The sequence below is a fragment of the Stenotrophomonas sp. DDT-1 genome, from assembly GCF_001580555.1.
Taxonomy (GTDB): domain Bacteria; phylum Pseudomonadota; class Gammaproteobacteria; order Xanthomonadales; family Xanthomonadaceae; genus Stenotrophomonas; species Stenotrophomonas sepilia.
Genome location: NZ_LEKR01000012.1, coordinates 80,314 through 94,360 on the forward strand (window position 1 = coordinate 80,314; position 14,047 = coordinate 94,360).

Below are 14,047 nucleotides of genomic sequence, written 5' to 3' on the forward strand. Positions count from 1 at the left end.
AAAACAAACGGCCCCGCACTGCGGGGCCGTCTGCCTTCAGAGGTGCCGACATCCGACAGGGCCGGAACAGGGGGGATCCAGATGTTCCTGTCGGATATCGACGTAGAGCTTTTTGCGGCGGCTCGTGTCGTTTTTGTCACTTTGTGACGCGGGCCGTCACTGGCCCCGTAGAGTGCGGCTTGGACCGTGTGAAATGCAAGACGGTTCAACGCTCAACTGTGCGCTGCGTCCCACGATCCATGTTGCGCCAGGGGGAACCGTTCATTCTTGGCGCACTCGGCGCCGGAGCCGGACGGGCCGGCGGCGGGGGCGCAGAGGGCTGGATGTTCGATTGCGGCGGCCGGCGCATCGAGTCCATGTTCCGCCACGGCGAACCGCCGTTGTACGACGGCCGCGACGGCGGTGGCGGGCGGTTCTCGCCGCCGTTGCCGGGTGGGCGCGGTGGCGGGCGGTGGTTGTGCGGCGGGCGGTAGATCGGGCGCGAGTAATACGGATTGCCATAGCCGCCGTAGTAGCCGCCATAGCCGCCGTAGTACGGGTAGCCGTAGTTGTAGGGATAGCCGGCGGGGTAGCGGTACTCCACCGACGGCGCACCGTGGTAGTAGCTGCCGCTGCGGCCACCGCCGACATAGTCGTAGGTGGTGCAGCCGGTCAGGGCCAGCATCAGGCCACCGGCAAGCATCAGGCGCGTTTTCATGGTGGGTCCCCCCAGAGGACGGGTTGTACAGGGAGCTTCATGCGCAGGCGTTGAATCGGCCCTTAACTTCACTGTCCAGGATGAATGGAGGTGAAGGCTGCCATGCTGGCATGACCTGTGCCGGGGTCGCCAGCAGGGAGCCATACGTTAATCTTGCGTCATGAGCGATTCACTGTTGCCCCGTGCCGATGATGTCCTGGCTGCCGCTGCGCGGATCGCGCCGCACGCCAGCGTGACCCCGGTGCTGCGCTCGCGCACGCTCGATGCGCTGGCCGGCGCGCAGCTGGCGTTCAAGGCCGAGCATCTGCAGCGCGGTGGCGCATTCAAGTTCCGCGGCGCCTGCAATGCGGTGTGGTCGCTGGATGCCGATCGCGCCGGCGCCGGCGTGGTCACCCATTCCTCCGGCAACCACGGCGCCGCCCTGGCCCTGGCCGCGCGCACCCGTGGCATTCCCTGCCACGTGGTGGTGCCCGAAGGTGCAGTGGCAGCCAAGCTGGCCAACATCGCCCGCCATGGCGCCACGCTCTGGCGCTGCCCGCCGACCGTCGCTGACCGAGAGGCGACCTGCGCCAAAGTACAGGCTGATACCGGCGCGACCCTGGTCCATCCCTATGCGGACCCGGCGGTGATGGCCGGGCAGGGCACCGCAGCACTGGAGCTGCTGCACAGCGACGGCCCGTTCGACGTGCTGGTGGTACCGGTGGGCGGCGGTGGCCTGGCCAGCGGTACCGCGCGGGCCCTGCAGCTCGCCAGCCCGCAGACCCGGCTGGTGCTGGCCGAGCCGGCCGGCGCGGACGACACCGCGCGCTCGTTGGCCGCTGGCGAGCGCCAGGGGCCGTTCACTCCGGACACGATCTGCGACGGTCTGCGCACCCTGATCGGCGCGCCCAACTTCGAGCTGCTGCGCGCGGCCAACGCCGAGGTGATCGTGGTCGATGACGCGGCGACGATGGCGGCGATGCGCTTGCTGTGGGAGGTCCTCAAGCAGGTGGTCGAGCCGTCATCGGCGACCGTGCTCGCCGCGGTGCTGGCGCAGCCTCAGCGTTTTGCCGGCCTGCGCGTGGGCCTGGTGCTGTCCGGCGGCAACGTCGACCTGCCCGCACTGCGCTGGGGCGCGCCGTGAGCCGCGACCGGCACCGGCATCGCACTGGCCTGCTGGGCTGGCTGTGGCGGTTGTTCGTCCTGCTGGTGATCTGGCTGCTGGGCGTGACTGCCTGGATCGTCTGGGTCGGCGAGCGTGACCAGGCGGCCAAGGCCGACGCCATCATCGTGCTCGGTGCGGCGGCCTATGACGCCAAGCCGTCGCCGGTATTCGAAGAACGCATCCGTCATGGGCTGGATCTCTATGAGGCCCAGTTCGCGCCACTGCTGATCTTCACGGGCGGCTATGGTGGTACCGGCGCGCGCTTTTCCGAGTCACAGGTGGCGCGGCGCTATGCGCTCAAGCACGGCGTGCCGGACGATGCGATCCTGATCGAGACTGCCTCGCGCAACACCGTGCAGAACCTGGTGGAAGCCAAGCGGCTGATGGACCAGCGCAACCTGCACCGGGTGATCATCGTCAGCGACCCGCTGCACATGGCGCGCGCGCTGCGCCTGAGCAAGGCGCTGGGCATCGATGCACTGGCCTCGTCCACGCCCAGCACGCGCTTCCGCAGCTTCCACACCAGCTGGCGCTTCCTGGTGCAGGAAATCTACTTCTTCCACCGCGACCTGGTGCGGCCGCCGCTGAGTTCGCCGGCCAATACCTGAGCGGCTGCCGCGCCGCTGCGCTCGCCGGGCATGGCCCGGCGCTACCATTGGTGCACCCGGCGCGGCCCCTATCGCGCGCCCGGTAGCGCCGGGCCATGCCCGGCGGCTTTCGATCAGGTCTGCTTGCGCCGGATCGGAATCGCCGACACCGGCACTGAGGCCACGTCATGCCCGCCTTCGCGGATCGGTGCGCCCGAGTCCGGTGCCCAGGCATGGGCATAGATCACTTCCCAGCTGCTGGGCAGCTTGCCGTCGGCGCGCCGCATCGGTTCATACGCCGCTGCCGCCGCAGCGAAACGGCCACGCCCGGTCAGCGTGTGGCGGCGATCCACCCGCGCATTGGTCGCGCCCATCGCGCGCAGCTCGCGCATCAACGAGGGCAGGTCGTCGTAGGTCAGGGTGAACAGATCGCGGTCCAGCACCGGGTCGCGGAAGCCGGCCATCATCAACGCATCGCCGAACTGGGCGATCTGCGCGAAGCGGCTCACGTGCGGGCGGTCGTCGGCGGCCGCGAAGGCCTCGTTGAGTTCGATCAGGGTTTCCGGGCCGAAGGTGGAACACAGCAGCAGGCCACCGGGCTTGAGCACGCGACGGAAGCCTGCGAACACCGCCGGCAGGTCGTCCACCCACTGCAGGCACAGGTTGCTGAAGATCACGTCCACGCTGTTGTCGGCCAGCGGCAGCGCGGCGGCGTCGCCGCACAGGCGTTGGAACGGCTTCCACCAGCCGGCCTGGCGCTTGGCCTGGTCCAGCATCGGCAGTGCCACATCCAGCGCGATCACCTGCGCCTTCGGCCAACGCTTCTTCATCAACGCGCTGGCGTGGCCGGTACCCGCGCCGATGTCCAGCACCACCTCGGGCTTGCGTGCCTCCAGGTAGTCCAACGATTCCACCAGCCGCGCCTGCACCTCGCGCTGCAGGGCGGCGGCGGCGTCGTAGCTGGTGGCGGCGCGGGCGAACGCGCGTCGGACATGGCGGGCATCGAAGTGGGACGGCATTGCGAAAGTCTCTTAGAACGTACCGGGGTAGGCGCCGCCGTCGATCAGCAGGTTCTGCCCGGTGAGGTAACCGGCGTGTGCGCTGCACAGGAAGGCGCAGGCGGCGCCGAACTCGTCCGCCGTGCCGAAGCGGCCGGCGGGAATCTGCTGGCGGCGGCGTTCGGCCACTTCGCCGGCATCGCCGTCCTTGCCCGCAGTGTGGGCGAAGTTGGCGCGCAGGCGGTCGGTGTCGAACTGGCCGGGCAGCAGGTTGTTGATCGTGACGTTGTGCGCCACGGTGCGGCGCGACAGGCCGGCGACGAACCCGGTCAGGCCGCTGCGCGCGCCATTGGACAGCGCCAGGATGTCGATCGGGGCCTTCACCGCCGACGAGGTGATGTTGACGATGCGGCCGAAGCCACGCGCGATCATTGCGTCCACGGTGGCGCGGATCAGCGCGATCGGCGCCAGCATGTTGGCGTCCAGCGCGGCAATCCAGTCGTCGCGCTCGAAAGTGCGGAAGTCGCCCGGTGGCGGGCCACCGGCATTGGTGACCAGGATGTCCACCTGCGGGCATGCGGCCAGCGCCGCGGCACGACCGGCGTCGGTGGTGACGTCGGCGGCGACCGCGCGCACCTCAGCGGCACCGGGCAGGGCGCTCAGCTCTGCGGCGGCAACCTGCAGTGCCTCCTCGCCACGGGCCACGATCACCACGTTGACGCCCTCGCGCACCAGCGCACGCGCGCAGCCCAGGCCCAAGCCCTTGCTTGCGCCGCAGACCAGTGCCCAGCGGCCGTTGATACCCAGATCCATGCGTCAATCCCGTGGAATGAGGAAGGCGCTCATTGTCCGCCATCGGCCAGTGACAGGCCGGCAACGAAGTGTTGCAGGGCGCTGGCCACCTCGTCGGCATGGCCGAGGAAGGGCGCGTGGCCGCCATGGGCGATGGTCAGTGCCTGCGCACCCGGGGCCAATGCCGCAGCGGCCTGCATCGCCGCCGGAGACACCAGCCGGTCGCGCTGGCCGGCGATCCACACGCTGGGCCTGGCCAGCGTCGGCAGTGCGCCGCGCAGGTCGGTGCTTTCCAGCAGGCGCAGGCCTTCCAGCAGAGCGCGTTCGGTGGGCGCGCCGCGCTCGACCAGGCGCTGGCGCAGCGTGCGCAGCTCCTCGCGGGCGTGCGCCGAGCCCATCACGTCCAGCGCCAGGAAACGCTCCAGGGTGCCACCGAAATCGGTCGCCAGCTCGCGCCCGAACTGCTCGAACACCGCCGGCTCCACCGCATGCGGCCAGTCGTCGCCGCGCACGAAGCGCGGCGTGGCCGCGATCATCGCCAGCCCGCGCACCTTCGGAAGCGTCGCGGCGGCGTGCAGTGCGAACAGGCCGCCCAGTGACCAGCCGCACCACACCGCCGGCGGCGTGGCCGCGGCAATGGCGTTGACCACGAATGGCAGGCGCAACGGTGTGGTGTCTTCGCGGCTGTGGCCATGGCCCGGCAGATCAACCAGATGCAGGGTGAACCGCTCGGCCAGGCGCTGCACCAACGGTGCGAACACACCGCCCTGCAGGGCCCAGCCATGGATCAGTACCAGGTCCGGCCCCTGGCCGGTGACGTCGATATGCATGGGAAAACGACAGCAGGCTCAGGCAAAGACAGGCAACGGCGGTGGCACGGCGTCACGCACCGCCAGATCCACGCGATCGCGCGCGCTGGCGATCGCGTCCACCAGGCCACGCACCTGTTCCGGCGTGTGCAGGGCGGACAGGGTGACACGCAGGCGCGCCTTGCCTTCGGGCACCGTGGGCGGACGGATCGCACCGACCAGCCAACCGGCCTGTTCCAGTGCCTTGGACATCGCCACAGCGCGATGATCGTCACCACACAGCAGCGGCTGGATCGGCGTTTCCGAAGCCATCAGGTCCAGGCCATGGCGGCGTGCCTCGCTGCGGAACAGCGCGATCAGGTCGGTCAGTTTCGAGCGGCGCCAGTTGTCACGGCGTGCCAGGCGCACCGCTTCCAGTGCAGCGGCGGCCAGCAGTGGCGGCATCGCCGTGGTGTAGATGTAGGGGCGTGCGGTTTCGGCCAGGTGCTCGACCAGATCGTCGCGGCCCAGCACCAGCGCGCCGGAACCGCCCAGTGCCTTGCCCAGCGTGACCAGCTGCAGCGGCACATCGTCCACACCCAGCCCGGCGGCGGCCACGGCACCACGGCCGTCACCGATCACGCCTACGCCGTGCGCATCGTCCACATAGAACAGCGCCTGCTGCAGGCGTGCCACAAGCGACAATGCACGCAGCGGTGCGATGTCGCCATCCATGCTGAAGACACCATCGGTGGCCAGCATCGCCGCACTGTCAGGCGCATGCTTGAGCTGGCGCATCGCGCCTTCGGCATCAAGGTGCGGATAACGGCGCAGGCGCGCACCGGCCAGCCGCGTCGCATCCAAGAGGCTGGCGTGGTTGAGCTTGTCCTGCACGCAGACATCACTCTCTTCGCTCAGCAGTGCCTGCTGCACGGCCAGGTTGGCGGCGAAGCCACTACCGAACAGCAGCGCGCGCGGGTAGCCCAGCCACTCCGCCACTTCGCGCTCCAGTGCGTCATGCAGGGCGTGGTGGCCGCAGACCAGGTGCGATGCACCGGCGCCGGTGCCTTCGCGTGCGGCGGCATCCTGCAGCGCATTGACCACGCTGAACTGCTGGGCCAGGCCCAGGTAATCATTGCTGCAGAAGCCAGTCAGCCACTGGCCGTCCACTTCCAGGCGGACGCCATCACGACGGTTGACCGTGCGCCGCGTGCGGCGACGGCCCTGGGCATCGCGCAGGGCGCGCTGGGCGTGGAGGCGGGCGGTCAGGTCGGGGCGGGCCATGGCGGCTGAATGCGGCGACGGGGCGGCTAGGGTAGCGCGTTGCCGCGACGCCTGCTTGCGGCCTGTCTCAGGCCGCGTGAGCACAGCCACAGCCGGGCGCTTCGGCGCTGATATCGGCGTGCACGGTGCCACCGTGGTCGTGGCCCTCGGCGTCCACCTGCATCGCCATCGGTTGCAGGCCCAACCGCGCGAACAGGGCCAGGTCGCGCTCGCTCTCCGGGTTACCGGTGGTCAGCAGCTTGTCGCCGTAGAAGATCGAGTTGGCACCGGCCACGAAGCACAGCGCCTGCAGTTCGTCACTCATGGCTTCGCGCCCGGCCGACAGCCGCACCATCGAGCGCGGCATGGCGATGCGCGCCACTGCGATCATGCGCACGAACTCGAACGGGTCCAGCTCGGCACTGCCATGCAGCGGGGTGCCCGCCACCTGCACCAGCCTGTTGATCGGCACCGAATCGGGATGCGCCGGCAGCGTGGCCAGCGCCAGCAGCAGGCCGACGCGCTGCGCGCGCGTCTCGCCCATGCCGACAATGCCGCCGCAGCAGGTCTTCAGGCCGGCCTCGCGCACGTGCTCCAGCGTGTCCAGGCGGTCCTGGTACTGGCGCGTGTGGATGATCGAATCGTAGTAGTCCGGCGCGGTGTCGAGATTGTGGTTGTAGTAGTCCAGGCCGGCGTCCTTCAGCGCACGTGCCTGTTCGCCACTGAGCATGCCCAGCGTGGCGCAGGTCTCCAGGCCCAGCGCCTTCACCCCGGCGATCATCGCCGCAACCTTGGGAATGTCGCGGTCCTTCGGTGAACGCCACGCGGCGCCCATGCAGAAACGCGACGCACCGGCGGCCTTGGCCTGGCGGGCCTTGGCCAGCACCGCATCGGTGTCCATCAGCTTCTGCGCGTTCACGCCGGTGCTGTAGCGCTGCGCCTGCGGGCAGTACGCGCAGTCTTCCGGGCAGCCTCCGGTCTTCACCGACAGCAGCGTGGAGACCTGCACCTGCGCCGGGTCGAAGTGCTCACGGTGGACCGCCGCGGCGCGGAACAGCAGCTCGGGCAACGGCAGGTCGAACAGGGCCTGCAGTTCGTCGTGTTGCCAGTCGTGGCGGATGGCAGCAGCCATGGCGGACCTTGGGTACGAGTGGAGCGAGGGCGGCAGTGTGGGTGGGGTGGGGAGGGCTGTCAACCATTTATTGACTGATATGGTTTACCAATTATTGGCGTGTCCTACAGCGAGGAATGCGCCGCATTTCACCGCATCCTGCAAGGCCTCCGGCCACAGTGGCCGCTGCCCGACGCAAGCGCTGGCGCGCAGACTCTTTCCCATGACCGATCTCCATCGCCTCCGCGGCCGCATCACCGCGCTGGTTATCAGCGAAGCCTGGCGCCGCCGTGCCGCGCTCTGGGGCGGCGCTGTGGCTGTGGCACTGGTGGCGATCCTGTTTGCCAAGGCCAGCGATGCGGCCTTCCATCTGTTCCAGCGCATCACCGCGCACTCGCCATGGTGGGCCCTGCTGTTAACGCCGGGCATCTTCGCGCTGCTGGCCTGGCTCACTTCCGGTGTGCTGAAACCCACGCGGGGCAGCGGCATTCCGCAGGTCATCGCTGCGTTGGACAAGCCCGATGAGCCGTTCCGGAAAACCAACCTTTCCCCAGCAGTTTCGGCCGGCAAGCTGCTGCTGACTTCGCTGTCGCTGCTGGGGGGGGCATCGGTCGGGCGCGAGGGGCCCACCGTGCACGTAGGCGCAAGCCTGATGTATCTGTTCGGCCGCTGGTTCGGCTTCAAGGATCCACGCGAGCTCTCGCACTTCCTGCTGGCCGGGGGTGCAGCGGGCATTGCGGCGGCGTTCAACACGCCGCTGGCCGGTATCGTCTTCGCCATCGAGGAGCTCAGCGGCCGTTTCGAGCATCGGTTCTCCGGCACCCTGCTGACCGCGGTGATCGTCGGCGGCGTGGTGTCGCTGGGCCTGCTGGGCAACTACACCTACTTCGGCCATGTGAGCGCACGCCTGCCGCTCGGCCAGGGCTGGCTGGCCATCCTGCTGTGCGGCGTGGTGGCGGGCCTGCTGGGCGGGCTGTTCGCACGTGCGGTACTGTCCAGCGCGGCGGGCCGTCCGCGTTGGCTGGGGCAGCTGCGGCAGCGGCATCCGGTGCTGTTGGCGGCAGGCTGCGGCCTGGTGGTGGTGGCGCTGGCGTTGACCTTCGGCGACGGCGCGTTCGGTACCGGCTACGAGCAGGCGCGCAGCCTGGTGCAGGGGCAGGCGCTGGTCGGCCACGAGTTCGGGTTGATGAAGCTGCTGGCCAACCTGGCCTCGTACGTGGCGGGCATTCCCGGTGGCCTGTTCTCACCTGCGTTGGCGGTCGGCGCGGGACTCGGCCACAACCTGTCAGTGCTGATGCCGGCCGTGGACCCGCGCGCGTTCGTGTTGCTGGGCATGTGTGCCTACCTGACCGGTGTGACCCAGGCGCCACTGACCTCGGCGGTGATCTCGCTGGAGCTGACCGACAGTGGTGATCTGCTGCTGCCGATCCTGGCCACGGTGCTGATCGCACGCGGCGTGTCCGGGCTGGTGTGCCGCGTGCCGATCTACCGCGGGTTGGCGGAGCTGTTGATGGTGCCGAAAGCAGAGCCAGCTGGTAGACCTCACTGATTGCCTTGATCAACAGGACCAATCATCTCGAATCTTCACTCCAGCAGTGAAGCTGATTCCGCGTTGCACCGTCTACCCGATGCCACGCGCGGCACAGAAGATGCGTCGACGCCGGGGCTGCACCCGGACCTGCATCGAGAGCGCGATCATGATCAACTGCCGTATCCGCCGCCTGGCGGCTGCCGTCCTGGCCCTGGCCAGTTCCCCCGCGCTGGCGATGTCCGGCGCGCCCCTGCTGCCCGGCGAGCGCAGCATCGGCACCCTCGAACCGGTGGCGCGTTTCGAAGGTGCCATGCCCACCAGCGTGGCGGTGTCCGAGACCGGGCGGATCTTCGTCAACTTCCCGCGCTGGGGCGATGAGGTGGCCTACAGCGTGGCCGAATGGCGCGACGGCCGCGCCGTGCCCTATCCGGATGCGCGCATCAACCGCAAGGATGGTCCCGATCCGGCGGCCCATTTCATCAGCGTGCAGAGCGTGGTGGCCGATGGCCAGGGCCGGTTGTGGGTGCTGGATACCGCCGCGCCCGGGTTCTCTGCGCCACAGGCCGGCGGTGCCAAACTGGTGGCGATCGACCTTGCCACCAACACCGTGGCCAAGACGCTGGTGTTCCCGGCCAACGTCATCGACGCGCGCACCTATGTCAACGATGTGCGCTTCGATTTCCGTGTTGGCCGCGAGGGCGTGGCCTACGTGACCGACTCGTCGCTGAGCGGTATCGGCGGCATCATCGTGATCGACCTCGCCACTGGCGCCGCGTCCAAGCGACTGGTCGGCCACGTATCCACCTCGGCCGATGCCGCCTTCGTGCCGATCGTGGAAGGGCAGCAGATGCGGCTGCGCAACGCGGATGGTTCGACGCAGCCGTTCACAGTGGCCGCCGATGGCATCGCCCTGTCGCCCGATGGCGCCACGCTGTTCTACACACCCCTGTCCAGCCGTCATCTGTACAGCGTGCCGACCGCGCTGCTGCGCGATCCGAAGGTGAGTGAAGCGGAACTGGCGGCTGCGGTGGTCGACCTCGGCGACAAGGGCGCCTCCGATGGCATGGAGATGGACGCCAACGGGCGGTTGTATGCCAGCGACTACGAGCACAACGCCATCCATGCCCGTGACGCGCAGGGGCGATGGACGACCGTGGTTCACGACTCGCGCATCTTGTGGCCGGATACGTTGTCGATGGGGCCGGATGGCTATCTGTACTTCACCACCAACCAGCTGCACCGCCAAGCCGGATTCAATGGCGGCGTTGATCGGCGGCAGGCGCCGTACATGGTGTACCGCACGCGGGTGGATGCCGCGCCGGCGCCCACGAGGTGAAGTGATCCGTAAACGGGTAAGGATGCCTACGGGTTGAAGGGCGAGCGTCTGATGGCCCCAGGGCCGGGGTGCGATCACGCTGTAGTGCATGCCGGTCCTGTTCAAGTCCACTCGCCTCCTGCAGGCGGCGCTTCGCGTGCTGCTGCCACTGCGCTGCCTGGTATGCGGCGATCCGGGCCATGATGATCTCGACCTGTGCCGCGCCTGCCTCGCCGGACTCCCCTGGGCCGGCCGCGCCTGCCTGCGTTGCGCGCTGCCGTTACCGGACGCCGCCCTGATCGTCTGCGGCAGCTGCCGCGAGGAAGCGCCACCGCAGACGGCCACCCATGCCAGCCTGTTGTACCTGCCGCCAGTGGACCAACTGCTGGTGCGCTACAAGTTCCATCAGGACCTGGCGGCTGGTCGCCTGCTGGCGCAGTTGATGCAGCGCGCACCACCGCCCTGGTCATGCCCACCGCTGGTGCCGGTGCCGCTGCACCGCCGGCGCCTGCGCCAGCGCGGCTACAACCAGGCCGCCGAACTGTGCCGGTTGCTGCCGATGCCGGTCTGGCATGGGCTGTACCGGCGGCGGCATACGGCGCCACAGTCAGAACGCACGGCCGAGCAGCGCAGGGAAAACCTGTTCGATGCGTTTGTTGTACGCGGTCCGGTGCCACCCCGATTGACCGTGGTTGACGACGTGATGACCACCGGCAGTACGGTGATGGAGATTGCCGAAACGCTGCGCTGCGTGGGCGCTGAAGAGGTGCGGGTATGGGTGTGCGCGCGGGTGCCGTGATCGCTGTCTTCATCGCTAGGGGATAGGATGTGGCCGGTTCCGGATCGAAGGAGTGGTCATGAATTCCCTCTTGTCTCCCTTGTTGTCGGCGGTGGGTCGCAGCTGGTGGATCCTGCTGCTGTATGGGCTGGTTGCGCTGGGCTTCGGCATCATCGCCATCGGCTGGCCGCTGTCCGCCGCCATGGCATTGGCGTGGACGCTGGGCGTGATGGCCATCGTTGAAGGCGTCATCAGCCTGTTCGCACTGGTCAGCGGCGGCAGCGGCGCGTCGCGTGGCTGGCTGGCACTGTATGCCATCGCCTCGCTGGGTTTCGGCATCCTGGCGGTGATCAATCCGCTGGCCACCGCCAGCGTGCTGGTGCTGTTCCTGGCGGCGTGGCTGCTGGTGGCAGGCATCTATCGCATCGTGTTCGCGATCCGCGTGCGCAAGCAGATTCAGGGTGAGTGGCTGCTGATTCTCAGCGGCGTGCTGGCGGTGGTGCTGGGCCTGCTGTTCGCGGCCAACCCGTACGCGGGCGTGGCGGTGACCACGCTGTGGATCGGCATTGGCAGCCTGCTGTACGGCCTGCTGCAGGTGCTGGTGGCGTTCAAGCTGCGGAAGCTGAAGTGAGAACGGCGCTTGTGTTGTTGCTGGGCGCGGCACTGGCCGTGGCCGGATGCACGCCGGGTGCCACGCCCGCGGTGCAGGCGGTCGAGGGACACGTACCGCGCGCGGGTGTGGATGTACGCCTGAGCGCGGTCGATGCGGACGGCAAGGGCCGGCAGGCGCAATGGCAAGGCGAAACCCTGGCCTTGCGCGAGCCGCCGATCGCCGGCAGCGCCGACATTGCCGATGTGCGCTACGTGCTGGATCAGGACAAGCAACCTGGCCTGCAGATCCGCTTTCGACACCAAGCGCACCAGCGCATCCACGATGGTACGGAAGCACTGGTGGGCCAGCGCGCGGCGCTCAGCGTGGACGGCCGCGTGCTGATGGTGGCGACGGTGAAAGGCCCGTTCGGTGAATCGATGATGCTGAGCGGGTTGCCGAGCATCGCCGAGGCGCAGGCGTTGGCGAAGCACATCACCGGTCAGTGACGGGCGCGCCAACACCAACGCGTTGCGCGCGGAGGTCGACCAAGGTCGACCGCTACCGGGCGAACCGTGCCTCGATCTCCTCCAGTGACTTGCCCTTGGTCTCCGGCAGCCAGAACGCGGCTACCAGGAAGAACACGAAGGTGCACGCCGCCCAGAACACGAACATGCTGGCGTAGCCGTAATGGCCCACCGTGGGCAGGAAGATGGCGGCGATGGTGGTCGACACGAACTGGTTGATCAACAGTGCGATGCTCATGCCGTTGGAGCGGATGCGGTTCGGCATCAGTTCCGACAGTGCCAGCCACACGCACACGCCGGGGCCGACCGCGAAGAACGCGACGAATACCAGGATGCAGGCGGCCACCGCCCAGCCGTGTGCCGGTGGCGGCACCGGGCCAATGCGGGCCTGCTCGATGCGCAATGGCGCCTGGCTGGCACTGGCCGGGTCGGCAAATGGGTTCAGATGCAACTTGCGGAAGAACGCACCGATCACGCTGTCCGGCTGCACGGTGCCGGTGCGCTCGATGCGCAGTTCGCGATCAATCAGGTTGTCGCTGCGCAGGGCGCGCACATTGGTGAAATCACCATAGGCGTACGACACGGTCAGCTGCAGCGGTCGGCCCTGGCTGTCGATGCCATTGCTCAGGCGTTGCCACTGCGCGTCATCCAGCACCAGCTGCAGGCCGTCGCCGCTGACCGCCGCCTGCAACTGCGGCTGCACATCAGCGCGACCGCGCTCGGCCTGGAAGAACAGCGTGGCCGCGGCCAGCAGGGCCACGCAGATACCACCGCTGCCGAGCATCAGCAGGAACTTGCGGCCCTTGCGGTCGACCAGCAGCAACGCGACCACGGTCATCACCGCATTCAGCAGCTTGATCGCCACGTCGGCGCCGTTGGCCACTGAACCGGACAGGCCGGCCTGATTGAGGATGTTCACCGCGTACGCCAGCACCGAGTTGATGCCGGTGGCCTGGGTGCAGGCCAGCACGACGCAGGCGAGCAGGAACGGCACCACGTAGCGGCGGCTGAGCAGTGGATCGCGCTTGCTGTCGCTGCTGCTCGATTCCGGCGCCTGGATCTGCGCAAGGGTGGGCTCCACATCGGCAGCGGGCAGTACGCGCTGCAGGCTGCGGCGGGCTTCATCGATGCGGCCCCGGCGTACCAGCCAGCGTGGCGATTCGGACAGCCAGAAGATGCCCGCGCAGAACAGCAGGCCCGGCGCCAGGCAGGTCCAGAAGATGGTGCGCCAGGCGTGGTCCTTCACCGTGAACAGCTCCTGCGCCTGCTGTGCCAGCGGCAGCGAGCGCACGGCCTCGGCGGCGGCATCCACCGCATGTGCGTGGTACAGCCCGATCAGCGCGGCCAGCACCAGGCCGATGGTCAGCAGCAGCTGGAACATTGCCGCGCCGCGCCCGCGTCGCTCGGGGCTGAGCACTTCGGCCAGGTACAGCGGAATCACTACGCCGATCAAACCGCCACTGATGCCCTGCAGCAGGCGCCCCAGCAGCAGCGGCGTGTAGCCGGAAGCCAGTGCCATGATCGGAATCGAGGCAGTGAACAACAGGCCGGCCAGCAGCATCGCGCCGCGACGGCCGATCAGGTCGGCGACCATGCCGGCGAACAGCGACGACAGCACGCTGCCCAGCAGTACCGCGGCCACCACGAAGCCGAGCTGCTGGCTGCTGAGCTGCCAGGCGTGGCTGGCAGTCGCTTCAAGATAGGGCAGGGCGCCGGCGATGATGCCGATGTCGATGCCGTACAGCAGGCCACCGAGGCCGCCGATGAAGAGCAGGTAGCGTACGGGCCAGCGTGGAGCGGTGCTTGCAGTCATCGGCAGTTCCTGTGGTAGCGCCGGGCCGGGCCCGGCGGCGGTTCGTCGCAGAGTGCATTCTGTAGAGCCGAGCCATGCCCGGCTGCTTTCCGTTCCGATATCGAGGTTCCCCAT

General features: G+C 68.5%; 14 protein-coding genes. 7 read left to right on the forward strand and 7 right to left on the reverse strand.

Translation table 11 applies throughout. From position 1 onward, the window contains the following. Positions 1-205: 205 nt before the first annotated feature. Positions 206-697, reverse strand: coding sequence for a hypothetical protein (locus AB839_RS08630; RefSeq protein ID WP_049415731.1), 492 nt, complete (start codon positions 695-697; stop codon positions 206-208). A gap of 160 nt (positions 698-857) precedes the next feature. Here AB839_RS08630 and AB839_RS08635 point away from each other — a divergent pair, with 160 nt between their 5' ends. Together AB839_RS08635 and AB839_RS08640 are read left to right on the forward strand one after the other, a co-directional pair. Continuing rightward, positions 858-1,820 (forward strand): pyridoxal-phosphate dependent enzyme, encoded by a 963-nt coding sequence (locus tag AB839_RS08635; RefSeq protein ID WP_061479025.1) that lies wholly within the window; start codon positions 858-860, stop codon positions 1,818-1,820. Further along, positions 1,817-2,449 (forward strand): YdcF family protein, encoded by a 633-nt coding sequence (locus tag AB839_RS08640; RefSeq protein WP_005420132.1) that lies wholly within the window; start codon positions 1,817-1,819, stop codon positions 2,447-2,449. The genes AB839_RS08635 and AB839_RS08640 overlap by 4 nt, the downstream gene beginning before the upstream one ends. Before the next feature lie 113 nt (positions 2,450-2,562). Here the strand turns inward: AB839_RS08640 and bioC are convergent, their stop codons facing one another. From bioC to bioB, 5 genes are all read right to left on the reverse strand, one after another. Further along, positions 2,563-3,447, reverse strand: a complete 885-nt coding sequence (gene bioC, locus AB839_RS08645; RefSeq protein ID WP_061479026.1) for a malonyl-ACP O-methyltransferase BioC — start codon at positions 3,445-3,447, stop codon at positions 2,563-2,565. A gap of 12 nt (positions 3,448-3,459) precedes the next feature. Further along, on the reverse strand, positions 3,460-4,239 hold the full coding sequence (locus AB839_RS08650) for an SDR family oxidoreductase (protein ID WP_061479027.1): 780 nt from the start codon (positions 4,237-4,239) through the stop codon (positions 3,460-3,462). A 29-nt stretch (positions 4,240-4,268) separates the two neighbouring features. Beyond that, complete coding sequence (bioH, locus tag AB839_RS08655) at positions 4,269-5,048, reverse strand: pimeloyl-ACP methyl ester esterase BioH (protein ID WP_061479028.1); 780 nt, start codon at positions 5,046-5,048, stop codon at positions 4,269-4,271. An 18-nt stretch (positions 5,049-5,066) separates the two neighbouring features. Next, complete coding sequence (gene bioF, locus AB839_RS08660) at positions 5,067-6,290, reverse strand: 8-amino-7-oxononanoate synthase (RefSeq protein WP_061479029.1); 1,224 nt, start codon at positions 6,288-6,290, stop codon at positions 5,067-5,069. A gap of 67 nt (positions 6,291-6,357) precedes the next feature. Then, positions 6,358-7,401, reverse strand: a complete 1,044-nt coding sequence (bioB, locus tag AB839_RS08665) for a biotin synthase BioB (protein WP_061479030.1) — start codon at positions 7,399-7,401, stop codon at positions 6,358-6,360. Between the two features lie 202 nt (positions 7,402-7,603). Here bioB and AB839_RS08670 point away from each other — a divergent pair, with 202 nt between their 5' ends. The 5 genes from AB839_RS08670 to AB839_RS08690 all read left to right on the forward strand — a co-directional run bounded on the left by AB839_RS08670 (position 7,604) and on the right by AB839_RS08690 (position 12,102). After that, positions 7,604-8,929 (forward strand): chloride channel protein, encoded by a 1,326-nt coding sequence (locus AB839_RS08670; RefSeq protein WP_061479031.1) that lies wholly within the window; start codon positions 7,604-7,606, stop codon positions 8,927-8,929. A 148-nt stretch (positions 8,930-9,077) separates the two neighbouring features. After that, positions 9,078-10,247, forward strand: a complete 1,170-nt coding sequence (locus AB839_RS08675; RefSeq protein ID WP_061479044.1) for an L-dopachrome tautomerase-related protein — start codon at positions 9,078-9,080, stop codon at positions 10,245-10,247. 88 nt (positions 10,248-10,335) lie between these two features. Further along, complete coding sequence (locus AB839_RS08680) at positions 10,336-11,025, forward strand: ComF family protein (protein ID WP_061479032.1); 690 nt, start codon at positions 10,336-10,338, stop codon at positions 11,023-11,025. A 58-nt stretch (positions 11,026-11,083) separates the two neighbouring features. Next, complete coding sequence (locus AB839_RS08685; protein ID WP_061479033.1) at positions 11,084-11,635, forward strand: HdeD family acid-resistance protein; 552 nt, start codon at positions 11,084-11,086, stop codon at positions 11,633-11,635. Continuing rightward, the gene (locus AB839_RS08690; RefSeq protein ID WP_061479034.1) at positions 11,632-12,102 is read left to right on the forward strand and encodes a hypothetical protein; all 471 of its coding nucleotides are present in this window, start codon (positions 11,632-11,634) and stop codon (positions 12,100-12,102) included. Before AB839_RS08685 ends, AB839_RS08690 begins: the two co-directional genes overlap by 4 nt. 52 nt (positions 12,103-12,154) lie before the next feature. On the opposite strand, the gene AB839_RS08695 is transcribed toward AB839_RS08690, so the two are convergent. Continuing rightward, positions 12,155-13,933 (reverse strand): MFS transporter, encoded by a 1,779-nt coding sequence (locus AB839_RS08695; protein ID WP_061479035.1) that lies wholly within the window; start codon positions 13,931-13,933, stop codon positions 12,155-12,157. Positions 13,934-14,047: the final 114 nt, after the last annotated feature.

Bases quoted from the DNA above. Each gene is read 5' to 3' on its own strand.
- AB839_RS08630 (WP_049415731.1), bottom strand. From the start codon at position 697: ATGAAAACGCGCCTGATGCTTGCCGGTGGCCTGATGCTGGCCCTGACC.
- AB839_RS08635 (WP_061479025.1), top strand. From the start codon at position 858: ATGAGCGATTCACTGTTGCCCCGTGCCGATGATGTCCTGGCTGCCGCT.
- bioC (WP_061479026.1), bottom strand. From the start codon at position 3,447: ATGCCGTCCCACTTCGATGCCCGCCATGTCCGACGCGCGTTCGCCCGC.
- AB839_RS08650 (WP_061479027.1), bottom strand. From the start codon at position 4,239: ATGGATCTGGGTATCAACGGCCGCTGGGCACTGGTCTGCGGCGCAAGC.
- bioH (WP_061479028.1), bottom strand. From the start codon at position 5,048: ATGCATATCGACGTCACCGGCCAGGGGCCGGACCTGGTACTGATCCAT.
- bioF (WP_061479029.1), bottom strand. From the start codon at position 6,290: ATGGCCCGCCCCGACCTGACCGCCCGCCTCCACGCCCAGCGCGCCCTG.
- bioB (WP_061479030.1), bottom strand. From the start codon at position 7,401: ATGGCTGCTGCCATCCGCCACGACTGGCAACACGACGAACTGCAGGCC.
- AB839_RS08670 (WP_061479031.1), top strand. From the start codon at position 7,604: ATGACCGATCTCCATCGCCTCCGCGGCCGCATCACCGCGCTGGTTATC.
- AB839_RS08675 (WP_061479044.1), top strand. From the start codon at position 9,078: ATGATCAACTGCCGTATCCGCCGCCTGGCGGCTGCCGTCCTGGCCCTG.
- AB839_RS08680 (WP_061479032.1), top strand. From the start codon at position 10,336: ATGCCGGTCCTGTTCAAGTCCACTCGCCTCCTGCAGGCGGCGCTTCGC.
- AB839_RS08685 (WP_061479033.1), top strand. From the start codon at position 11,084: ATGAATTCCCTCTTGTCTCCCTTGTTGTCGGCGGTGGGTCGCAGCTGG.
- AB839_RS08695 (WP_061479035.1), bottom strand. From the start codon at position 13,933: ATGACTGCAAGCACCGCTCCACGCTGGCCCGTACGCTACCTGCTCTTC.